The sequence below is a fragment of the Nocardiopsis halophila DSM 44494 genome, assembly GCF_000341245.1.
GTDB classification, from domain to species: domain Bacteria; phylum Actinomycetota; class Actinomycetes; order Streptosporangiales; family Streptosporangiaceae; genus Nocardiopsis_A; species Nocardiopsis_A halophila.
Map to the genome: position 1 here is coordinate 1 of NZ_ANAD01000207.1, position 23120 is coordinate 23120.

The 23120-nt window shown below is 75.2% G+C and carries 15 protein-coding genes; 2 read left to right on the forward strand and 13 right to left on the reverse strand.

Annotation, left to right across the window (positions count from 1 at the left end):
- Positions 1-129 precede the first annotated feature (129 nt).
- Positions 130-720, forward strand: a complete 591-nt coding sequence (locus D450_RS0123610; protein ID WP_017541096.1) for a DUF4126 domain-containing protein — start codon at positions 130-132, stop codon at positions 718-720.
- A gap of 113 nt (positions 721-833) precedes the next feature.
- Here the strand turns inward: D450_RS0123610 and D450_RS0123615 are convergent, their stop codons facing one another.
- Entirely contained in the window at positions 834-2849 is a 2016-nt protein-coding gene (locus tag D450_RS0123615; protein ID WP_017541097.1) for a Xaa-Pro dipeptidyl-peptidase, read from the reverse strand.
- A gap of 98 nt (positions 2850-2947) precedes the next feature.
- Between D450_RS0123615 and D450_RS0123620 the strand changes: the two genes are divergently transcribed.
- Entirely contained in the window at positions 2948-3637 is a 690-nt protein-coding gene (locus D450_RS0123620; RefSeq protein ID WP_017541098.1) for an HAD family hydrolase, read from the forward strand.
- Between the two features lie 111 nt (positions 3638-3748).
- Here D450_RS0123620 and D450_RS0123625 read toward each other — a convergent pair whose 3' ends face one another.
- The 12 genes from D450_RS0123625 to D450_RS0123685 all read right to left on the reverse strand — a co-directional run bounded on the left by D450_RS0123625 (position 3749) and on the right by D450_RS0123685 (position 22606).
- Complete coding sequence (locus D450_RS0123625) at positions 3749-4363, reverse strand: superoxide dismutase (protein ID WP_017541099.1); 615 nt, start codon at positions 4361-4363, stop codon at positions 3749-3751.
- A gap of 238 nt (positions 4364-4601) precedes the next feature.
- Positions 4602-8828 (reverse strand): TIGR02680 family protein, encoded by a 4227-nt coding sequence (locus D450_RS0123630; protein WP_017541100.1) that lies wholly within the window; start codon positions 8826-8828, stop codon positions 4602-4604.
- A 328-nt stretch (positions 8829-9156) separates the two neighbouring features.
- Entirely contained in the window at positions 9157-10227 is a 1071-nt protein-coding gene (locus D450_RS31105) for a TIGR02678 family protein (protein ID WP_017541102.1), read from the reverse strand.
- 279 nt (positions 10228-10506) lie between these two features.
- A complete protein-coding gene (locus tag D450_RS0123645; RefSeq protein ID WP_017541104.1) occupies positions 10507-12087 on the reverse strand; it encodes a DUF2397 domain-containing protein in 1581 nt (526 codons plus the stop codon).
- A 128-nt stretch (positions 12088-12215) separates the two neighbouring features.
- Entirely contained in the window at positions 12216-14030 is a 1815-nt protein-coding gene (locus D450_RS31110; protein ID WP_017541105.1) for a flavin monoamine oxidase family protein, read from the reverse strand.
- A gap of 600 nt (positions 14031-14630) precedes the next feature.
- Complete coding sequence (locus D450_RS0123655; RefSeq protein ID WP_017541106.1) at positions 14631-15401, reverse strand: polysaccharide deacetylase family protein; 771 nt, start codon at positions 15399-15401, stop codon at positions 14631-14633.
- 1051 nt (positions 15402-16452) lie between these two features.
- On the reverse strand, positions 16453-16908 hold the full coding sequence (locus D450_RS0123660) for a MaoC family dehydratase (protein ID WP_017541107.1): 456 nt from the start codon (positions 16906-16908) through the stop codon (positions 16453-16455).
- Complete coding sequence (locus D450_RS0123665) at positions 16886-17479, reverse strand: hypothetical protein (protein ID WP_017541108.1); 594 nt, start codon at positions 17477-17479, stop codon at positions 16886-16888. The genes D450_RS0123660 and D450_RS0123665 overlap by 23 nt, the downstream gene beginning before the upstream one ends.
- A 47-nt stretch (positions 17480-17526) precedes the next feature.
- A complete protein-coding gene (locus D450_RS0123670; protein WP_017541109.1) occupies positions 17527-18681 on the reverse strand; it encodes an enolase C-terminal domain-like protein in 1155 nt (384 codons plus the stop codon).
- Between the two features lie 95 nt (positions 18682-18776).
- The gene (locus D450_RS0123675; protein ID WP_017541110.1) at positions 18777-19379 is read right to left on the reverse strand and encodes a class I SAM-dependent methyltransferase; all 603 of its coding nucleotides are present in this window, start codon (positions 19377-19379) and stop codon (positions 18777-18779) included.
- Between the two features lie 690 nt (positions 19380-20069).
- Complete coding sequence (ald, locus tag D450_RS0123680; RefSeq protein ID WP_017541111.1) at positions 20070-21185, reverse strand: alanine dehydrogenase; 1116 nt, start codon at positions 21183-21185, stop codon at positions 20070-20072.
- 128 nt (positions 21186-21313) lie between these two features.
- A complete protein-coding gene (locus D450_RS0123685; protein ID WP_017541112.1) occupies positions 21314-22606 on the reverse strand; it encodes an amidohydrolase family protein in 1293 nt (430 codons plus the stop codon).
- Between the last annotated feature and the right edge of the window lie 514 nt (positions 22607-23120).

Consider the following 23120-nt stretch of genomic DNA (forward strand, 5'->3'; position numbering starts at 1 on the left):
GCAGTTCCACCACTCCAGCGGACACGACCGTGCCGTGCTCGTGGTCTGGCGGCGGGCGGGGTCCCGTACTCTCTACGAACGCATGCCCCGTGGTGTGCGGGTGACGGGAAACTCTCGGAAAGTCTGCGGATGCTCGAACTCCTCACCGGCGCAGGCCTGGCCTCCTCCGCCGGGCTCAACGCCTACATCCCCCTGCTCGCCGCCGGGCTGCTGTCCCGGTTCACCCCGCTGTTCGACCTGGCCCCCTCATGGGCGTGGCTGGAGCACCCCGCCACCCTCGTCGTCCTCGGCGTCCTGCTGGCCGTCGAGGTGCTCGCCGACAAGGTCCCCGCCGTCGACAGCGTCAACGACGTCGTGCAGACGCTGATCCGTCCCACCTCCGGCGGCATCACGTTCGGTGCGGGCGCCTCGTCCTTCACCACCGACATGGACGCCGGCGACGGCTCCTGGTGGCCGATCATCACCGGGGCGGTCATCGCGCTGGCCTTCCACGTCCTCAAGGCCGTCTCCCGCCCGGTCCTCAACACCGTCACCGCCGGCACGGGCGGCCCGGTCGTGAGCGTCATCGAGGACGTCGCCAGCGCGGTCACCTCCTTCCTGGCGATCGTGCTCCCGATCCTCATCCTGGTCGTCGTCCCCGCCACCGCCGCCGTCGGCGTGTGGGCCTGGCGCCGACGGCGCCGGAGGAAGCGGGAACGCGGGGCCGAGGCCCCCGCCTGAGCGCCCGGCCCGCGCGGAACCGGGGTCGGCGCCCCGTGCGCGCCCCGTGCACGCCGCGGACGACGAAGGGGGCGGCGCCCTTCCGGGCGCCGCCCCCTCGTGCCTCCGGCCCGCTAGGCCAGGCTCTGCCGGCCCACGGACACCGGCAGGGTGATGGACGTCCGCTTGGTGTCCACCTGCACCTCGGTGTCGGCCGGGTAGCGCAGCGTGTAGTCGTAGTCGGTCGACACCAGGACCACGCCGATCCGGTGCCCCTTCTTGAACACGTAGTCCTGGCCCTGCAGCTCCCAGGTGTACCGGTAGGGCTTATCGGTCACCACCGGCCGCTGGTGCTCCTCCGACCACCGGTTGCGGGCGTCGATCCACCCCCGCGAGACGATCTTGAAGTCGGACTCCTCGGTGACGTTGTAGCTCGGGTAGGTGCAGCCGGGGTCCTCCGGCACGCCCTCGCCGTAGCAGACGCGGTCGTCGGTGTCGTAGCGCACCTGCCCGGTGGGCCGGGTGTCGGTGCCGTAGTCCACCAGCAGCGCCGTCAGGTACGGCGAGGAGCCGTCCATGGCCGCGCGCGCCGTCACCTTCGGAATGCCGCTCATCCGCACGTCCCCGGGCAGCTCCTCGGTGCGGTACACCAGTGCCCCGTCCTTGCCGGTGGCCGGGTCGGCCACCAGGTCCTCGGCCGCGGTGGTGCGCCCCTCGTCGGTGAACCCCTCCCAGGCCGGCTTGCCGTGGTGCCGCCCGAGCCCGAGGCCGCCGTCGCCGTCCTCGCCCCCGGGCCGCAGCCCGAGCGGAACCGGGAAGGTGCCCTTACCGGGCCAGTCCCGCTGGGCCGCCCACTCGGTGTCGGCCTTCTGCACGTCCACCCGTGGCTCGTCCATGATCCCGTTGTCGACGCCGTACAGCTCGTGGTCGAACCACCGGTGCAGCTGGTCCAGCCAGGCGTCCATGCGCAGGTTGAACGGGTTGATGTGGCCCGCCTGGTACAGCCACATCTTGCGCTCGACGCCCTGGTCCTCCAGGGACTCCCACAGCCGGAGCGCCTGGTCGGTCTTGACGTTCCAGTCGTTGAGCCCGTGCGCCAGGAAGACGCTGGCCTCGAAGTCCCCGGCGTCGTCGCGGTAGTTCCGCTCGTCCCACCAGTCGTTGTAGTCGCCGCTCTCGCGGTCCTGGCCCTCGGTCACCCCGTCGATGACCGGGTCGCACACCTGGTCGTCCTCGCGGGTGTAGACCAGCTTCGCCAGCACGTCGGCGTCCTCGCCCTGGTAGCCGCCGGGCGCGACCACGCCGCCGTTGTCGCGGTAGTACTCGTACCAGGAGGAGATGGCGCCCTGCGGCACGATCGTGCGCAGGCCCTCCACCCCGGTGCTCGCCGCCGCGATCGGCAGCGTGCCGTTGTAGGAGATGCCGGTCATGGCCACGTCCCCGGTGGACCAGTCCTCGGCCGAGACCTCCTCGCCGGTCTGCGGGTCGTGGCCGGCGGTGCGGCCGTTGAGCCAGTCCACCGCGGCCTTCACGCCCTGCGTCTCGTTGTCGCCGCCGCTGGTGGGGCACCCGGTCGACCCGCCGGTGCCCAGGCTGTCCAGCTGGGCGACCGCGTACCCGCGCGGAAGGAAGTAGTTGTCGTAGTAGTTGGGCATGGTCGCCGCCCCGCCCGCCGCTGACGGGCCGGCCGCCGCGCCGGCCCCCTCCGGGCCCTCGGCCGCGGCCTGCGCCATGTCCTGCGCCGACCCGGCCCGGGGCCGCCCCCGCGGCACCGTGCCGGCGCTGTCGTCGTCCAGGTCCACGTCGTACATCTGCGCTTCGTGCGTGCCCGCCCAGTAGGGGCTCGGCTCCAGGATGGTGGGCACCTGGAGCCCCTCGTCGGTCTCCGCGGGCCGCATGATGCGCATCCGGACGGTGTCCGGCTCGCCGTCGCGGTCGCTGTCGGCCTCGGTGACGATGTCGACCTCGTGGTAGACCGCGTCCGCGTAGTCGAACACGGGCTGGGTGCGCCCGTCCTCGACCACCGGCTCGGGGGTGTCGGCGGCGGCGGGGGCGGCCAGGGCGGCCGCCCCCATGAGCGCCGCCGCCGCGAGCGCTCCGGTCCGGAGCGCGGTGCGTGCGGGTCCGCTGTGGGGTTCTCGCTTGTGCACAGGGTTCCTCGTGGGGGATCGGGGGATAGGGACCCTGCCCATCCCACCGGAAGGCGACCCCGGCGTCCAGAGTCCTCACCGGCGTTTAGAGTGCGTGGGTGGCTGAGAACAGATTCGACCATCTCTCGGGAGTCCGGCACATCGTCTGGGACTGGAACGGCACGCTCCTGGACGACAACCATGCCAACCTCACCGCCCTGAACCGGGTGTGCGAGCCCTTCGGCCGCGCCCCGGTGGACCTCGACTACTGGAGGACGGTCTTCCGCCGCCCCCTCCTCGCCTGCTACGAGGACCACCTGGGGCGCCCGCTCGACGAGGGCGAGTGGGCCTGGCTGAACACCGAGTACGACCGGCACTACAGGGCGCACCTGCCCGGCTGCGGGCTGGCCGCGGGCGTCCCCGACGTGCTGGTGGGCTGGGGCGCCGCCGGGGGCAGCCAGTCGCTGCTGTCCATGGCCTCCCACGGCCACGTGGTGGACCTGGTCGCCGAGCGCGGCCTGTCCGGGCACTTCACCCGCGTCGACGGGCGCAAGTTCGACGCCGCCGACGACTCCAAGGCCCAGCACCTCGTCCACCACCTCGGCGAGCAGGGCATCGACCCGGCCACGGTGGTGCTCATCGGTGATATCGACGACGACGCCCGCGCCGCGCGCGAGGCTGGGGCGCACGCCCTGCTGGTCTCCAGCGGCATGATGAGCCGCGAGCGCCTGGAGGCCACCGGCGGCCCCGTGGTCGGCTCCCCCGTCGAGGCGGTACGGGCGCTGACCGAGGTGCGCAGCGCCGCCTGAACCCGGCGCCCGCCCCGGCACACCTCCCGGAGCCCGGCCCTGGCCGGACCCGGACACGCGAGAGGGGCGGGGCGCCCGTCGGCGCTCCGCCCCTCTCGTACCGCAGGTGTGCTAGCCCAGCACGACCTTGCGCGCGTCCTCGAAGCGGCGCTGCACGTCCGCCCAGTTGACGACGTTCCAGAACGCCTTGACGTAGTCCGCCTTGACGTTCTTGTACTGCAGGTAGAAGGCGTGCTCCCACATGTCCAGGAGAAGGATCGGGTAGGAGCCGGCCGCCAGGTTGCCCTGGTGGTCGTAGAGCTGCTCGATGATGAGCTTCTGGCCGAGGATGTCCCAGGCCAGGATGGCCCACCCGGAGCCCTGGATGCCCGTCGCCACGGCGCCGAAGTGGGCGCGGAAGGCGTCGAAGGACCCGAACTGGTCGTCGATGGCCGCACCCAGCTCGCCCTCGGGCTTGTCGCCGCCGTCCGGCGACAGGTTCGGCCAGAAGACGGTGTGGTTCACGTGGCCGGCGAGGTTGAACGCGAGGTTCTTCTCCAGCATGTTGACGGTGCCGAAGTCGTTCTTCTCGCGCGCCTCGGACAGCTTCTCCAGCGCCGTGTTGGCACCGGCGACGTAGGCCGCGTGGTGCTTGTCGTGGTGGAGCTCCATGATCTGACCGGAGATCCACGGCTCCAGCGCCGCGTAGTCGTAGGGCAGCTCAGGAAGCGTGTATGGCGCGGACATGTGCGCACCTTTCCTCTGACACGTGGTTGTTCTTAAGGCTCAGGAGCGATCTGCGAATCGCTGATCATGAACCTATCAGCCGGTCGCCTACCCGGATCCTGTAGCCCTTCCTACAAGCGGGCGGAGGAATAATCCCGCCCGCGGGGGAGTTGACGGCCTTTCCCCGCGGCCCGCGTGCGGCCCGCCGACCGCCGGAGGCCGACGCGCCCGGCCCCTCCGAGCCGGGCCCGAGCCGGCCTCACGCCGCCGGGGAGGCCTCGAAGCCGCTGCCGTTCCACGTCGTCCGTGCACAGGCCACACCCCAGGCGCCCTTGCGCTTGAGGATGTCGTAGATGTGCATCCGGTCGATCCGGGGCGAGACCCCGTAGCCCGAGGGCCAGGTGATCGCCCAGTCCATGTCCAGGTCCACCAGCAGCTCCAGCAGGCGGGCGATGGTCGGGTCGTCCAGCCGCTCGAAGGCCTCGTCCAGCAGCACCAGCCGCAGCGGCCCGTCCAGCTCGCTGCGGAGCGCGTCGTAGAAGGCGGCACTGGCCGCGAACAGCGTCACGTACGACACCAGACGCGTCTCCCCGGACGACAGCTGGCGCACCCGCCGGTCGCGCGGGTTGCCGTCGGGCCCGGTGTCGTGGATGCGCACCCGGTAGGCGAACCACTCCCGGTAGTCCAGCGCCGCGCCCAGCACCTCGGCGTACCCGCTGCTGCGCCCCTCGGCCCGGGTGGCGCGGATCCGGTCCATCAGCGCCCGCCGCAGCCGGTCGTTCTCCTCCTCCGAGCGCTCCGCCACCGACTTCTTGGCCAGCGCGAACGCCGACCGCTCGGCCGGGTCCAGGTGCGGGGCCGGCTCCCAGGCCAGCTCCACCCGCACCCCCTGGCTGGAGTGCGCCCCCTCCAGCACGGTGTTCATCCGCCGGGTCAGCGACTCGGCGGCGCGGATCTGCCGGTGCAGCTCCTCGGCCACGTCGCCCAGCAGGAACTCCTCGAAGACCCGCTCCTCCCCGCCGGTCAGGTTGTCCTCGGCCTCGGCCAGCCGGGCGGCGGTGAGCCGGGCGGTGGAGGCCGCCGGGGCGCTGCCCGCCTCATCGCTGACGGCCACCGTCAGCACCCCGCGGTCGCGGTCGGCCTGCACGTCGTGGGTCCCGGCCAGCGCCGTCTGCAGCGCCTGCACCCGCGCGATCAGGTCGCGCTCCAGCGCCCCGGGGTCCCCGGGCCGGCCGCCCTCCTCCAGCGCCCCGCGCAGCGCCGTGCGCAGCTCGGCGCGCTCGAAGGGCACCTCCACCAGCCCGGTGGCCGCCTCCCACACCCCCGGGACCTCGGCGGTGTCGGTGAGCGCGTCCTCGGCGTCGGCCTGCGCGGCCTGCGCCTCCTCCAGGGAGCCCTCGGCCTGCTCGGTGCGCCCCTCGGCCTGGGTGAGCGCCTGCAGCCGGGACTCCACCTCCGCCTGGGCCTTGGGGGCCTCGTCGCGCAGCCGCGTGCGCTCCTCGGTGAGCGCCCGCACCTGGGCGCTGACCTCCTCGGCGTCGCGCCCCAGCGAGGAGCGCAGCGTCTCCAGCACCCCGTGCGCCTCGGCGTAGGCCCGGTGGGTGCGGGCGGCCTCCTCCTCGGCCTGGGCGCGCGAGGCGGCGGTGCGGGCGTGGTCCTCCAGGGCGGCCGCGACCGCCCCCAGGGCGTCGGTGTAGTCCCCGCGCAGTCGCCCGGACGCGCGCTCCAGCAGCGCCGCGGTGGCCTGCGCCCGGTCGGCGAGCTCGCGCAGCGCCTCGGCGCCCTCGGGCAGCCCGGCGTCGCCGCAGGTGCGGCGGTGCTCGGCGCGCTCGGCCTCCAGCCGGGCCCGCGCCCGGGCGTGCTCGGCCTCGGCCGTCTCGGCCTCGGAGGCGGCTCGCGCCGCGGCCGAGCGGCGCTGCCGGGTCTCGGCCAGGTCGGCCAGCACGGGCGAGATGTCGGGGAAGGCCTCCAGGCAGGCGTTCCACTCCTGCTCCAGGCGCTGGGCGGACTCCAGGGAGGCGCGCAGGCCCTCCTCGCGCCCGGCCAGGTCGGCCAGCGCGGCCTCGGCCTGCTCGGTGCTGCGCCGCCGTGCGGCCTCGCGCGCCCCGGCGCCGATGTGCTCGGCCCGCTCCTTGCCGTGCCGCCCGGCCAGCACCCCGGCCCGCCAGGTCCCGTCGGCGGCGACCGCCGGCCCGCCGATGCCGTCCGCGTCGCCGGTGCCGCCGGCCAGCAGGGGGACCGACCGCAGCAGGGCGCGGACCGTCTCCTCGGGCACCACCTCATCGGGCACCGCGCCCGGCCCGTCGCCGGACCCGCCGTCCCCGTCCCGGCCCACCTCGTCCCCGTCGCCGGGCCCGCCGCCGGTGCTCGGGACCAGCACATCGGCCAGGGTCGGCCCCACGGCCGGGCCCGACGGCACCGCCCAGGTCTCGTCGCCCCCGGCCCCGACCCCGCCGTCGGCCCGCACCCAGGCCCCCAGCAGGCCGGACGCGCGCAGCGCGGCCTCCAGGCCGGCGCGCTCGTCCTCCTCCAGGTGCGGGGCGAAGTCCACGAGCCGGGAGAAGGGGGCGCCCTGGGCCGGGTCGCGCTCGGCGGTGGTGTAGGGGGGCACCGGCGGCCCGACCTCGCCGGCCTCGCGCAGGCGGGCCAGCTCGCCCTCCAGCCGGGTCCGCTCGGCCCCGGCCTCGGACAGCCGCTGCTCGGCGGCGAGCACCGACCGCTGCACCGCCCGCACCCGCGGCTGCAGGGCGGCGCGCACGTCCCGGTGCGCGTCCCGGAAGGCGCCCGGGTCGAGCAGCACCTCCTCGCCGTCGGGCGCCGGGGGCAGCTCGTCGGCGCCGGGCCGGTCGCCGGAGGGCAGTGCCTCCTCCCGCCAGCTCCGCACCGCCGTGCTCCACTGCTCGGCCGCCGCGGCCAGGCGCTCCTCGCCCTCGCGGGCCCGCCGGTCGGCCGCGGCCGACTCCTCGGCGGCGGCCTCGGCGCGCTCCCCCAGCCGCTCCAGCCCCGCCTCGGCCTCCGCCAGCCGCTCGGCCTCGGCGCGCAGTCCGGCCAGCAGCCGGCCCCGGTCGGCGGCGGCCCCGGCCGCCCCCTCCAGAGAACCCGCCGCCGCCTCGGCCGCCTCGGCCAGTGCAGCGGTGCCGATCTCGGGGGCGGTCGGCCGCACCGTCTCCTCAGGGCGCGCGGCCGGGTCGGCCGAGCGCAGCACCCGCGCCGCCTCCTCGCCGCGCCGCACGGCCGGCTCCAGGTCCGGCAGCGCCCCGATCACTTGTCCCAGTCCCAGCTCGCGCAGGGCCCCGCGGGCCTCCGCGGCCGCCGAGGACGCCTCCCGCCCGACCCGCGCGGGCAGCGCGGCGGCGCGCTCCACCGCCTCCAGGGAGTGCTCTTCGGCGGCGCGCAGGTCCTCGGCGGTGCGCAGCGCGGCCTCGGTGTGCCGCTTCTGGGAGGCGACCGTGGCCTCCTTGTCCTCCAGGTCGCCCAGGGCGCCGTAGGCGGCCGACGACTTCAGCGCCTCGAGGTCGGTCTGCACGGTGTCCATGCGGGCGTTGAGGGCGTCGCGCTCGTCGGCCGCGCGGCGGTGCTCGGCCTCGGCGTCCGCGCGCTCCTTGCGGCGCCGCTCCAGCGTCGAGCGCGCGCGGTCGGCCGCCTTCTCCGCCTTGGACAGGCGCGCCTCGCGGTCGGCCAGGACCCCGCGCGCATAGCCCCGGTAGCCCTCCAGGAACTCCTGCAGTGCGGAATCGGCGCGCCGCAGCCGCGCCACGTTGCGCCGCACGCCCTCCAGGTTGTCCAGCCCGGTGGCGGTGCGCGCGATCACGTCCGGGTCCACCGGCGGCAGTGCGTCGGAGAGCAGCTGCTCCAGCTGTCCCTGCAGGACCTTCAGGCCGATGTCGGGGTTGCGCAGCGTCCGCTGCAGGTGCAGCAGGTCGGTGTAGCGGCCGCCCCCGCTGATGCCGTAGACGGTCTCGGCCACCCGCTGCTGGAACGCCTCCTGGGAGGGGACCACCGCGTCCTCGCCGATGTGCTCGCGCAGCCGCGCGGCGGTGATCGGGCGGTCCTGCTCCAGCAGCGCGAAGTCCTTGTTCACCCGCAGCGGGGTGAGGAACCGGTAGGAGTCGGTGATCTGCCTGCTGGAGGCGGAGGCCTTGACGCCGATGCCGGCCGTGCAGAAGTCCTCGGCCCCGTCGTCGAGCACCCGGCGCAGCTCCACCCAGGCGTAGCCGAGCCGCACCGTGCCCTCGGAGTAGTCGTCGAGCATGAGGCGGCTCATGCTGACCGTGTCGAATCCCTTGCAGCCCATGTTGCGCAGGTCGCCGTCGAGGCACAGCGGCAGCAGCAGCTCCAGCGTGCGCGACTTGCCCGAGCCGTTGGTCCCCTTGAAGATGACCCGGCCGCCGGACAGGTCGAACTCCTCGTCCCGGTACTGCCAGATGTTGACGACGCCGCCGCGGTGCAGGCGCCAGCGGCTGCGGGGGTCGGAGGTGCTCTCCACGTTGTCGGTCCTCACGTCGGTCGTCGCTTCCGAAAGGGCGTGCGATCGGGGGCGGGGGAACAGGGGAGTCGGGGGAGGCGTCACGGGGCGCGGTGCGGCACCGCGCCCCGGCCCGCCGGGGCGGCTCGGTCGTCGGGGGCGGCCGCGGTCCGGAGACGGACCGCGCGGCGCACGGCCGCTCGCGTGCCGCAGGCGAGGGGCCGGTGACCGCCCCCGCTGCCGGGGCCGCCCACGCCGTGGCGGCCCGCGCCGTGGCGGCCCGGGGCCTCCGGACGGCGGGGGCGGGGCCGCGGTGCCGGGGAGCGGTCGTCGTGCATCACGGCGCCCCTCACGGCTCGGGCCCGGACACGGCGAACAGGGACTCCTGGCCCTCGCCGGGGTCGGCCGGGGCGGGGCGATCCTCACCGTCCCGGCCGTCCTCGTCGCCGTCGCCCTCGGGGCCGTCGGGGCGGGGGCGGTAGCGCGCGGCGGCCGGGCTCAGCTCGACCCGCTCGGCGCCGTCGGGACCGGTGCCGATGCGTGCCAGCCCCGCCTGGACCAGCGTCTGGGCCACCGACCTGGCCAGCCGCGCGGTGTCCCGCACGGCTTCCTTCGACCACGCCTTGGGGTAGCGGGCCACGATGTCGGCGGCCACCTCCTCCAGGCGGCGGTAGGAGACCGCGGTCCGACCGCCGGGCGGCGCTTCGCCGTCCTCACCGCCGCCGTCCCCGTCGGAGCCGTCCCGGTCGGCGCCGTCGCCGCCGCGCAGCACCGCGTCCGCCGTGAGCAGCGCGATGCGCGACAGCGTCCCGTGGCCGGGGTAGAGCAGGTCGCTCAGGTACCCCTCCGGGTCCACCGCCAGGACGCCCTCGGCGCGCACCTCCAGCTGCAGGCCCAGCAGCTCCTCCAGCAGCTCCGACTCCTGGCGCAGCCGGGTGCGCATCCAGTCCCGCTGCTCGGGGGTCAGGTCCCCGTTGAGCACCACCGGGTCCTCCACCAGGCGGCGCCGCACCGAGTACCGGACGTCGTCGCCCGGTCCGGGCGCGCCCCCGGCGGCCAGCTGCTCCGGCCCCTCCAGCCGCCCGAGCGGGGCCGCCACCAGGTGCCCCAGCAGCTCCACGTCCACCGTCAGCAGCGCCTCGCGCCCGGCGTCCTCCGCCCACGGGCCCACGCTGCCGTCGGTCTCGGACAGCACCCCCAGATCGATCAGGTGGCGCAGCGCCGCCACCAGCGCCCGCCGGTCCACGATGCCCCCGCCCAGGTCCAGCCCGGCCTCGGCGCCGGCCGCCCGCACCTGGTCGACCAGCCCCGACAGCAGCACCTGGCCGCCCGCGCCGGTCAGCTCGGCCAGCACCAGGCACAGGTAGGCGTAGGCCCGCGGGGTGAACGCGGCCCCGTTGGCCTTGTGCGCGCCGCGCATCCCGTCAGGGGTGCGGCCGGTCTTGTACAGGCGGGGGGGGGGGGGGGCCNCCCAGGTAGTGGGCGAAGAGCGCCTGCAGCCGGTCGGAGTAGCGGCGCACCGCGGGCAGGGCGTCGCCCTCCGGGCCGTCGGCGCGCAGCAGCGGGCGGCGCAGCAGCACGCGGGCGCACCGGCGCACCTGGGCCGCCTCGATGGCGTCCAGGCCCTCCAGTGCCGAGCGCTCGGGCCGGGCGGCGGACCGTGCGGTCCGCGGGGGCCGGGGGGTGCGTGCGGCCGGGCTCACCGGTCCGCCCCGCCCCCGGCCGCGGCCGTCTCCGCCACCGCCAGGTCCACATCGGTGCCGTGCAGTTCCAGGGTGCCGAAGACCGAACCGATCCGGGCCGCGCCGCCGCCGGGCCGCAGCACCAGGGTCAGCCCCGACACCGGGTCGGCGGCGGTGCCCTGTTCGGCGGGCGCGTCGCGGGAGGCGCCGGCCAGGGTGAGCAGCTCGCAGAACAGTTCCAGGGCGTCGGCCGACAGCCGCGCACCGGCCAGGTCGCCCGAGGCGGAGGCGAGCTCGCCCACCGCGGCCGCGCGCCGCTCCTTGCGCCGGGCCTCCTCCTCCAGCAGGGCGGCGCGGCCGAGCGGGTCGTCGCCCAGGCGGGGGATCTGCCCGCCGGGAGCGCGCTCGCCGCGGCTGCGCACGTTCACCTCGACCGGCACCCCCTGGCCGTCCGACCAGGACAGGTCGGGGGAGGGGGCGTCCTCCTCCGGGGCCAGCGCCAGGTGGCGGGCCGAGGACAGCCCGAAGGCGGCGGCGTACATGTCGTGGGCGTCGGCGGGGGCGGCCCCGTCGAACCAGGCGGCCAGGCGCAGCAGGTCGCGGCGGCGCCCCGGGTCGACCCCGCCCGCGCCGGTGGCGCGCTTGACGTTGCCCAGCAGCGCGCTGATCGCCCTGCTGGTGGCCTCGCGCAGCTCGTCGGCCTCCGAGGGGCGGCCCGGGCGGCCCGCGAACCACCCGGCCAGGCCGTCCCAGTCGGCCGCGGTGCGGCCCGGGGCGCGCTCCATCAGCTCGGTCTGGCCCATCACGGAGGTGTTGGCCACCAGGTCGGCGCCGCCGCCGAGCACCCGCAGCAGCGCGTCCCGGCGGCCGTCGAGGGCGGCCAGCCGGTCGGCGACCGGCTCGGCGTGGCGCAGCACGTCCCGGGCGATCAGGTCGACGTACTCCAGCAGCATGTGCTTGAAGCCGGCCATCTCCTCGGGGGAGAGGTCGTAGCGCGCGATCACCGAGCCGAGGTAGGCGTAGAAGTCGCGCACCGCCGCGGCGAACTCGCCGTGCTGCAGGAACAGCGTGGTCACCTGTTGGGAGAGCCGCTCGCGCAGCGCGCGGGGGGCCGGCCGGCCCCCGGGCGCGGCCTCCAGCGCCTCGTCCAGCAGGCGGGAGGTCTCGGCCAGCCCGCTCTCGATGGCCGGGAGCAGCTCGCGGGAGACCTCACGGGCGCCCTCGGCGACGGTGAGCAGGTCGTCCACGTCGCGCTGCACCCGCATGGCGAGCTTGGAGACCTGGTAGCGCACCCGGCTGCGGGTGAACTCGGCGATGGTGGCGGCGGGCTCGCGGCGGCCGGGCACCAGGTTGCCCCAGCGGGCCAGCTGCTCCAGCCGGTCCACCACGGTCTCCAGCCGGGACTCGCCCTCGTCGACCTCGCCGCGGCGCTCGGCCGCGGCCAGGGCGGCGCCCACGTCGCCGGCGCCCAGGTCGGCCAGGAGGGTGCCGGTGAACAGGCGCATGATCGCCAGGTAGGTGCGGCGCTCGGGCGCCGACAGGTAGGCGTACAGGCGGAGCCGGTCCGGTTCGGCGGGTTCGGGTGGCGAGTAAGGCATGACCCGCACCAACTTAGCGCCTTGCGGCCGCGGCCCCGACCGGGACACGGTGGGCTTTCGCGCACACGCCGGCGGCGGGAGGGGCGGGGCCCCGGGGACAGTGCCGCCGCCCCCGGGGCCCCCGTTCCTCAGGCCTTGTCGAGCTCTTCCACGGCGCGGTGGGCCTCGTCGATGGCGGTGTCGGTGTAGGCGTTGGGCGCCGCGTCGGAGTTGGCGACCGCGATCCGGCCGAGCCGCTTGCGCGCGGCCTCGGCGGGCGTGGGGCCGTTCGGCCAGAAGGCGTCCCAGCGGCTGGTGTACTCGCGGGCGTAGCCGTGGCCCCACCGGTTGACGGTGATGGCCTCGATGTCGCGCTTGGCGTCGAAGCCGCCGTCGCCCAGCGCCCGGTTCAGGGTCTGGCGGATGCTCCGCTCGAAGCTGGCGAAGTCGCGCTTGAGCACCTGGTGCCGGGCGGTGATGGCGCCCTGCTTGAGCGACTGCACACCCGTGCTGGGCGCCCCGATCATCTGGATGATGATCGGCTCCTCGGGGTCCTTCGAGTGCTCGTAGCCGCCCATGGAGACCGGGTAGTCCAGCTGCGCGACGGCCCAGTCGCCTCCGGTGAGGCGGATGTGCCGCATGCCCAGCTCCACCCAGGGCTGCCAGTTGCGCACCACGACGTTGGCGTACAGGAGCGGCTGCTTGGAGGCGTCCTGCATGGCGGTGCGCTGGGAGCTGGGCAGCTCCTTCATCAGGTACTTGCCCATCACGTGCCAGGCGGCCATCACGACGTGGTCGGCGGTGACCCGGTGCAGGGCGCCGTCCCGGTGGTAGGTGACGAAGACCCGCTCGGCGGAGGAGTGGTGGCCGTCGTGGCGGATGTCGGTGCAGGGCGCCTGCAGGCGCAGGCGCACCTCGTTGTCCTCCAGGTCGAGGCGGGAGTAGTCGAACTCGGCGAGGACGACGCTCTCCATGTCCAGCTCGTCCTTGCCGGGCACGCTGCCGGGGATGAGCGAGTGGACGAGCAGGCGGGCGATGCTGGCGTTGCCGTCGGGGAAGTGGTGGATGTAGGGGTCCTCGAAGTCCCAGAAGCGCCGCATGGAGTAGGAGTTGAGCGGCGAGGCCTCGGAATCGTCCAGGCCGAGCCCGTCGAAGCCGGGGTAGCCCTCGCCCCAGGCGTCCAGGGCGCCCCAGGTGGAGGCGGGGACCGCCCACTCGTCGCTGGTGAGCGTCTCGACGTAGGCGAGCACCTCGTCGTTGACGCCGGCGACGTCGCGCAGGTACTCGGTGTAGGTCAGGCCGGCCAGGCGGCGCTTCTTCTCCTCGTCGGACAGGCCGGGCAGCCAGTCCTCCGGCTCGTCGTAGAGCATCACGATCTGGTCCAGAGCCTCGGCGCTGACCGGGGCGTCCTTGAGCCACTCGCGCACCGGCATGTCCTTGCCGCGCACCGCCAGGTGGTCGCGGCCGAACTCCTCGGCGCGGAAGAAGACGGTGTCGCCCTCCTGGGCCAGGTTCCACCGGTCGTAGAACTTCTGGTCGAAGAACTCCTGGAACTTGTCGACCTCGATGCCCAGGTCCTTGAGCAGGCCCATGGCGGTGTCGCTGTAGATCGAGGGGGTGTCGATGGCCTGGGTGCCGCCGTAGCCGATCAGCACCTGCTCGCGGCCTTCGGGGTGGAACTCGTTGCGGCGGGCGTGCCCGCCGAACTCGTCGTGGTTGTCCAGGATGAGGACCGAGGCCCCGGGGTGCTTCTGGCGGTAGAAGTGCGCGGCCGCCAGGCCGCTGATGCCCGCGCCGACGACGACCAGGTCGTAGTGCTCGCCGGTGTCCTCGACCGAGGAGGTGTTCACGACACTGCCCAGGCGCCCGTCGCGGATGCTGTGCGGGATGCTCAGCGCCTGCTGGGTGTTGCCGCGCAGACCCTCCATGCCGGGCGGGTAGTCGGCGCCGTCGGCGGCGGGCACGGGGGTGCGGGGGCTGGCCGACCAGGAACGCTCGCCGGGGGCGCAACCGGACAGTGCCGCGGCGGCGATGCCGGCGGCGGCCGCCGCACNAAGTCGCGGCGGCTGATCTTGCGGTCCATCCCCAGTTCCTCGTCGCTGGGGCCGGAGCGTCGTGGCTGGTCGGACATCGGACTCCTTCTCCTGGCGTCCCTGGAGGGCCCAGCCCACCACGGCGCCCCCGCGGGCCGCGGGCGACGTTCCGTGGCGATCCCGGGTCTTTGCCGAGTCCGCTCCAGGGCTTGACGTTGCGCGGAACCTCGCCAGGTTACGCCTGGTTAGAGGTGAAAAGCCCGATTTTTACTTTTTCTATCCCGTGAGATGGTCATGGGATGATTCACGTCGCGGTGGAGGAGGCGGGGAGGGGCGGGGTCGCGTGACGGTGGGGTGACCGCCGGGCCTCCTGTGGCCCGGGGACAGCGGCGACGACGACCCGCCACCCGGCAAGCAGGTGTGAGCGGGGTACCGGCCGGGCCGTCACCACCTGCCTGCCCCGACCATGCGAGGCCCGGCGGCCGGCCGGTCCCCGTAAGGGGTGTTCACGGACGCCGGTGCTGAGCCGGCTCAGGGGCGGCGCCGGTAGGCGGTGCCGTTCTCCAGGTCGGTGTTGTCCAGGATCTCGGAGACCCCGACGAAGTGGTAGCCCTGGCCGCGCAGGCGGTCGATCAGCTCGGGGGCCGCCTCCACCGTGGGGGCGAGGGAGTCGTGCAGGAGCACGATGCTGCCGGGGCGGACCTGTTCCATCGTGGACTCGACGATGGCCTCGGAGTCCAGGCCCGTCCAGTCCCGCGAATCGACGTCCCAGAGGATCGCCGGGTAGTAGGTGTGGGCGAGCGAGGTCTCGCTGACCGCGCCGTAGGGCGGGCGCATCAGGTCCGGCCACCGCCCGGTCGCTCCGGTGATCGCCAGGGAGGCGCGTTCCAGGTCACGGGCGACCTCAGGGCCGGTCTTCTCCGTCAGGTCGTCGTGGGCCCAGGAGTGGTTGCCGACCTCGTGCCCCTCGGCCGCCGCGCGGGCCACCGTGGCCGGCGACTCCTCGGCGCTGCGGCCCACCACGAAGAAGGTGGCCGTGACCTCCTCGGCGGCGAGGAGGTCCAGCAGTTCCCCGGTGTACGGCCCGGGCCCGTCGTCGAAGGTGAGCGCCACGCAGGGGACGCTGTCGCAGTCGACCGCGCCGGTACCGGGGGCCGCGGCGGGTCCGGGGGAGGCCGAGGCCGTCCCGGCGGCGGGGTCGGCGACGAGGCCGACGGCGGCGAGCGCCAGGTACAGCGGCCAGGAGAGGAGCCGGACCAGGCGGGAGCGTCGGAAGGCGGGAGCTGCGGACGGCGTTGCCACGGGCCACTCCAGGGGGATGCCGTGCGTGCGGGCACGGTGTCGGCCATTGTGCGCGACGGGGACGACTCGCTTCCGAGAAGCGAAACTACGCCGGTGTGCCAGGGGATTCAATGGGTCCGCCGCGCTCACGGCGGTGATGGCCGCACCTGGTCGGGGAGGGGGCACGCTCTGGGGTCGTGTCCGCTGGCGTGGTGGAGCTCTCCGGTCCCCGGCCGCCCCCGGGGGCACTGCCCGCCGCCCGTATTGACACCCTTGTTGATCTCGGGGAAGTCGGGGTAATACCGGCGAGTATTACGCCGACTTGCCCGAGATCAACGGGGAGGAGGGGGTGTGCACCGGGGCGGGGACGCCGGTCACGCCGCAGCGGTCGCGCCGCTCACAAGGACGCGGCCGAAAGTTCCACCACGCCAGCGGACACGACCCGCTCTGGCCGGTGCGCCTGTCGGCGCAGGGCCCGAGTCGCCCCGGGCGGAGGGGAGTTCCAGCTCCGGCGGAGACGCCCCCCCGCGGGCATCCCGCCATCGTGCCCCTTCGTGGCCGACCTCTCCGCCGCCTCTTCGTCGGTGCGGGGCGGCCGCCGGCGCCATGTCGGCCCGGAGTCGGCCCGGTCGGCTGAAGCGCGTGTACTCCGTCGTCGGAGGAGCGGGGTCGGCGGCCGCGCACCCGCCGAGCGTGTCCCAGCCTCCCGGAACGCCGCACCTACTGAGGTTTCGGGAGTTCGGCGGGTGCGACGGGCGGATGCCGTGGCTCGTGCCTCGCCGGGTCGCAGGTCGGCCGGTCGTGCGGGGCCGTCCGTCTCGGCGCGGGCTCGGGTGAGGGGGCGGCCCGCCGTGAGGGAGGACGCGGGGCCCGCCCGGGCGGGCGTCCGGGACCGGGCCCCAGGTCGGCCATGGGAGTCCATCGCCGATGCACGCGTGTCGGGGGTGTCGGAAAGTGTCGACCTGCTCGGGCATCACACCAAGGGGGAGCGGTGCGGACAGGGCGCCCGGTGGTGGGCTCCTTCGGGAGGGGGAGGCCCCGCCGCGGGGTGGGCGGCGGGACCCGTCGCCTCTCAGGGGACGATCAGCACCAGGGCCTCGGCCACCAGCGCCGGGCGCTCGTCGTCCTCGATCTCCACGGTGTGCTCCATCGTCAGCAGGACCCCCTTGTCGGAGGAGCGCACCCCGGTCAGGCGGATCTTGTCGCGCACGCGTGCGCCGACCTTGACCGGCTGCAGGAAGCGCACCTTGTTCAGCCCGTAGTTGATCCCCATGGTCGGTGCCTTCTCCAGGGTGTAGACCCGGGGGCCGAAGTAGGCCAGCAGCGACAGCGACAGGTAGCCGTGCGCGATCGTCGAGCCGAACGGTCCCGAGGCGGCCTTCTCGCGGTCGACGTGGATCCACTGGTGGTCGCCGGTCGCGTCGGCGAAGCGGTCGATGCGGTCCTGGTCGATCTCCAGCCAGTCGCTGCTGCCGAGCTCTTCGCCTTCGGCGGCGATGAGCTCGTCAAGGTCGGCGAACTTCCGCATGGTCGGCACCTTCCTCATCGGTCGGGGGTGTGTCCCGGGTCACGACTCTAGCCGTGACCGACCAACCGGTATGCGGCGGCCCGCCCTGTTCCGGTGCGCGTGGACCGTGCGCCCCGCCCGTGCCGTCCGTGTCGCCCGTGTCGCCTGTTCCCCTTGCGTTCCGTCGGGCCGTCCCGGACCTCTCGGGTGCGCCGTCGCCCCCGGAGCCGTCGGCCGGGGCCTCGGCCGCCAGCCCCCGGACCCGGGCACGGGTCAGTCCCAGCAGACGGGCGGCGTCGCGCTCGTCCACCCCCGCCTCGCCCAGCGCCCGCACCGCCTCGGCCACCGCGCCCGCCGCCCCGCGCCGCGCCTCGTCGGCCGCGTCCACCCGCCGCCGGGCGCGCAGGATCATCCGGTCGGCCGCCTCGCCGACGGTGGGGACCACCTCGATCCGGGCCGCCGGGTCGCCGACGAACGCCCGCGCCGCCGGGCCGGCCTGGGACAGGTCCGGCGCCCAGGTCACCCCTGCGCCGACGATCCGCAGCTCCCAGCCGTCGTCCCATTTGCGGGCGTGCACGGTGTACGTCCCCATGCGTCCAGGCTACGCCGCCGTCGCGGAGCGTGGCCGGATGTGCGCGGTCAGCCGGAGCGCTCGGAGGCCGGCGGGCGGGAGCGCACCAGCGTCGCCGAGTCCAGCGTCAGCGAGCGCAGCACCCGCGTGTCGACCTCGTGCCCCAGGCCCGGCTCGGCCAGCGGCACCGGGGTGATGCCGTCGTGCGCCCGGACCGGCGGCCGTACCAGCTCACGCGGGGCGCGCACCCCCGCCCCGGGCATCTGGCTCGGGAAGGTCACCGAGGACAGCGAGGCCAGCGCCACCGCCGCGGCGCGGCCCACGCCCGAGGCCTGCTCCTCGGCGCACCACACGTCCCACCCGGCGTCACAGGCGCGGTCGGCGGCCCGCCGCGCCGGGGTCAGGCCGCCCAGCCGGGACGGGGACAGGCTCAGGGCGCCCCCGGCCTCGGCGCGCACCGCCTCCTCCAGCGCCTCGGGCGAGTCCACCGTGTCGGCCAGCGCCACCGGGGTGGCCAGCTCGCGGTGGAGCCGGGCGTGCGCGGACAGGTCGTCGGCGGCGAACGGCTGCTCCAGGCAGAGCAGCCCGTACTCGTCCAGCGCGCGCAGCGCCGCCAGGTCCTCCTCGGACTCGGTGTACCGGCCCCCGGCGTCGGCCTGCAGCGCCAGGAACGGGTAGCTCTCCTGCACCGCCCGCACCGGCTCCAGGTCCCAGCCGGGGCCGATGCGCAGCCGCACCGCCCGGAACCCCGCCCCGACCTGCCGGTTGACCTCCAGTACCAGCGATTCCAGGGACGGCTGGCGGCCGATGGTCACCCCGGCCGTCACCGCCGTGCGCACCCCGCCCAGGGCGTGCGCCAGCGGGGAGGAGCGGCGCCGGCTCCACAGGTCCCAGCAGGCGGTGTCGAGCGCGGCGGCCGCGGGAGGGCAGGGTGCCAGGTGCGCCCAGGCGTCCGGGGCCTCGGTGGGCCGTCTCCACGGGTGGCGCAGCAGGGCCGGTGCGAAGTCCTCCACCAGCCGCCGCCAGGACGCGGGGTCGGCTCCGGGCATCTCGCCCCAGCCGCTGACCCCTTCCTCGTCGGTCACCCGTACCAGCGCGTGCCGGGCGCGCGGCGGGCGCCCGCCGGTGCCGCCGCCCGAGCGCGACTGGGGCCGCGGGAGCCGGACCAGGGACGCCTCGATCCCGGTCAGGCCCGCTCCGATCGCAGATCCGGTGGGTGACACGCGCGCTCCGCCTCCAAGGTGGCTGTGGTGGTGCGAGGGGAATCCCCCATCTCGAAGGTATCCGGTCAGCACCGGCGGAACCACCGTGCGGCACCTCATCTCCGCGCGGAGAACAGCGCGCCGTGCCGCAGGTCGGCGGTCGAGGAGGCGCCGAAGCGCCGGGAGAGGGCCGCCTCGAGGGCGGCCCGCTCGTCCGGCGCCAGGGTGAAGCTCTCGGGGGACAGGTGCCAGGAGAGCGCCAGCAGCCCGCCGGGGCGCAGCACCCGGTGGAGCTCGTCGAGGGCGGCGTCCAGGCGCGGCCACATGGCCACCGTGTTGACGCTGACCACCAGGTCCGCCGAGGCGTCGGGCGCCCCCGTCGCCTCGGCGGATCCGACCCGCGCCCGCACCCGGCCCGCGCGCACGGCCGCGGCGTTGCGGCGCCGGGCCATCCGCACCATCTGCGGGGAGGGGTCCACGCCGGTCACGCTCCGCGCCCGCCGGGCCAGCATGCCCAACAGGACGCCGGGGCCGTGGCCGACCTCCAGCACGTCGTCCTGGGGGCCCACGCCGCAGTAGGCGAGGACCTCGGCGTTCTGCACCCGGTTGCCGCGGGCCATGAGCAGGCCGGCGGCCGGACCGAGGAGCCCGCGCGGAAGCGCGAACGGGTTCGCCCCCGGGGCGGCCCCGGTCCACAGCCGCCTTCGCTCTGAACGCACGACGCCATCGCCTCCCCTGCGCGGCGGTGCGGAGGAGAACCGCGCTGTCGGGCATACCCGGGTTCCGGTCGGAGGTACACCCGGGAGCGCGCACGGAGGCCGCCGGCCGCGCGAACGCGGCCCTCGGGCGTCCGCTCCACCGGTGGCCGGGAGGTGGGCCGCGGGGTGGCGCCTCTGGCCCCGGAATGTGCTCTTGCGCTCGTCGGGGCGGGACGGGGGCTCGGCCCGACCGAGCGGAACGGCGGCCCGCCCTGATGAGCAGCGCATCGCCGGAAAGGAGCTCCAGGGGGGCGGCGAGAAGGCCGCGAAGGAGGCGGTGGGGCGTCGGCCCGCTCCTTCGGGCGGCGGTATTTCCGGAGCGGTTCCGGCCGCTCTTTTCCCGGCGCGAACGTGGGCCGAAAGGGCGGATCGCGCAGGGAGGCGCCCGCAGGCCGGAGTCCGGCCGGATTTCGATCTCGAATTCAGGTGAACGGGCACATATCGGCGAGAAAGGGTGATCGTGGCACGGAAGTGGAGGCGGTGGCGATTACCGGCCCCGGATCCGTGCTCGGCCCGTATCCGGGCCTCCTGAGGAACGGTGCGCTCGGACGAGGGCGTCCTCCCCGGTCCCCGCAAGGCGAGGGGCAGGGCGGCCGCAACCGCCCTGCCCCTCATCGTCGGTCCACCGCCGCTCCGCGCGGTCCCCCAGGGCTAGGCCAGGGCCTCCTCGACCGTGCGGAACTTCAGGCCGTGCGCCTCGCCGACCGCCTCGTTGGTCAGCTCGCCGCCGACGGTGCTCAGCCCCTTGGCCAGGGCGGAGTCATCGCGCAGCGCGCCCTTCCAGCCCTTGTCGGCCAGCGCCACCGCGTACCGCAGCGTGTCCTTGGTCAGGGCGTGGGTCGAGGTGTTGGGCACCGCGCCGGGCATGTTGGCCACGCAGTAGAACACCGCGTCGTGCACCGCGAAGGTCGGGTCCGCGTGGGTGGTCGGACGGGAGTCCTCGAAGCACCCGCCCTGGTCGATGGCGATGTCCACCAGGACCGCGCCCGGCTTCATGCGCGCGACCATCTCGTTGGTGACCAGCTTGGGCGCCTTGGCACCGGGGATGAGCACCGCGCCCACCACCATGTCCGCCTCCAGCACCGCGCGCTCCAGCTCCAGCTTGTTGCTGGCCAGCGTGCGCACCCGCCCCCGGTAGAGGTCGTCGGCGCTGCGCAGCTTGTTGACGTTCAGGTCGAGCAGGGTGACGTCGGCCCCCATGCCCACGGCGATCTGGGTGGCGTTCATCCCGGACACCCCGGCGCCGACCACCGTCACCTTGGCCGGGCGGACGCCGGGCACGCCGCCCATGAGCACGCCCCGCCCGCCGTTGGGCCGCTGCAGGGTGGCGGCGCCCACCTGGGGCGCCAGCCGGCCGGCCACCTCGGACATGGGGGCCAGCAGCGGCAGCGAGCCGTCGGGCAGCTGCACCGTCTCGTAGGCGATCGAGGTGACCCCGCGCTCCAGCAGGGCGTCGGTGCAGGCACGGGAGGCGGCCAGGTGCAGGTAGGTGAAGAGGGTCTGGCCCTCCCGCATCCGGTGGTACTCCTCGGCGACGGGCTCCTTGACCTTCAGCACCAGGTCGCCCTCGGCCCAGACGTCGTCCGCGGTGTCCAGGATGCGGGCGCCCGCCGCCTCGAACTCCTGGTCGGTGATCGACGACCCCAGGCCGGCGCCGCGCTCGACGGCGACCGAGTGGCCGCGGGCCACCAGTTCGTGGACGCCTGCGGGGGTGATCGCCACCCGGTACTCGTGGTTCTTCACTTCGCGGGGTACGCCGATGCGCACGTGACTCCTCCTTGCATCGTCGTTGATACCCCTCAACTGTGGCGCGCGGCCCGGCGGGGCGATATCTCCAACATGGCTACTCATTCGGCGTCATCTTGACACCCTGTAAAGCGCAGGTGTTGTGCGCGTCACGATACGGTCGGAAGCGGACCTCCGAACTCGGCCGCGCGCGCCCGCGGGGCCGCGCCCGGGGAGGGGAAGACCGACCGCCCGCCGATCCACGTGCGCTCCACCCGGCCGGTCAGGCCGCGCCCGGCGTAGGGCCCGGGGTCGTCGGCCGGGACCGTCTGGGCGGCGTCGGGGTCGAAGGCGACCAGGTCGGCGTCGGCGCCGGGGGCGATCCGCCCCTTGCCCGCCAGCCCCAGCAGGTCGGCCGGGTTGCGGGAGGTCCACCGCGCCACCGCGGCCAGGTCCAGGCCGCGCCGCCGCGCCGCCGTCCACAGCGCCGGCAGCGTCCAGGCGATGGCCGCCACCCCGGTCCCGGGGCGGTGGCCCGAGCCGATGGTGCGGATCGGGCAGTCGGCGTCGCCCAGCAGCGCCGACCACAGGGCGTCCCGGTTGGCGCCCGAGCGCAGCGGCGGGCGGCAGCGGAACGCCGGGGAGGCCTCGGGGACCGCCTCGGCCGGCAGGCACAGGTAGTGCGGGCAGGTGTGCGCGCTGAGCGCCACCCCGATCGCGCGGGCCGCCCCCAGCACCGCCGCGCACTCGGCCGCGGTGAAGGGCGAGACGTGGGTGCGGGTCCCGGCCACCCGCGCGGCCGCGATCACCCGCTCCAGGCCCCGCCGCTCGGCGCGGGCCGGGCGGGCGGCCGCCGCCGGGGCGGGGGCGTCCGCCGGGAACGGCGCCAGCTCGCCGGCGTCCTCGGCGTGCACCAGCAGCGGCGCCTCCATCGCGGCGACCTCCATCATCGCCTTGCGCAGCTGGACGTCGCCGATCGGCCCGCCCCCCGGCGCCCCGCCGTCGGAGAGCGAGCAGTGGAACCCGGCCGCCCCGGCCGACCGCAGCTCCGCCAGGTCGGCCGGGGTGCTGCGGTCGGTCACCGCGCCGAGCAGGACCACGTGCGGCCCGACGCCGCCGGCGGCGTCCAGGTGCTCCTGCAGCCCGGCCTCCCCGGTCAGCGGCGGCCCCGCCGGCGAGGGCGCGACCGCCAGCGAGGTCACCCCGCCGCGCACCGCCTCGGCCGCGGTGCGCAGGTAGCACTCGCGCAGCGGGCGGCCCGGGGCCTGCACCGCCACGTCCGGGTCGACCAGCCCGGGCAGCAGCGCGGTGTCGCCCAGGTCGACCTCCTGGCGCGCGGGCAGCCGGGCGTGGGGGGCGCAGACCGCGGCGACGCGCCCGCCGCGCAGGCCTACCGCCGCGGGGGCGACGCCGTCGGGGGTGACGACGCGGCGGGAGCGGATGACGGTGTCGATCTGGGTCACGGAAACCCCCTTCGTGGTCGGTTTCGCGCTGCCTGCTCGGGGCGCGGTCCGCCTTTCTCCGGCGCGTGCGCGCGCCGGTTGGACGACGGTATCGCGATTCCGTTCCCTCCACCTTTGCGAACAGGGATTCCCCGGATTCCGGCGGGGAGCGGGGGAGGAAACGGGAATTGTCGGTCCCGCGGAGAAGAAAACAGGAAAGTGCGCCACGGGGTAGGCTGTGAGACCATTCCGATGGAAGAACGCCGCCGAGCGCGCACAGTGGGAAAGCCGTGCGGAGGCGGTGCGGAACCGGACGGCAGGGGGAGCGATGGCGGACCCGGGCGGGAGGCGTCGGGCGGGGGCGTGTCCGACACGGCGTAGTAGTGGCCGTACCCTGGTGGCCGGTGGCGGACGCGGATGACCGACCTCGCCCCCTGGCTATGGAGCGGCCTCGGCCTGCTGGTCGGAGCGGCCGCCGCCGCGCTGGTCATCGCCCGCGTCCTCCGCTAGCAGCGACACCGGCACCGAACCACGA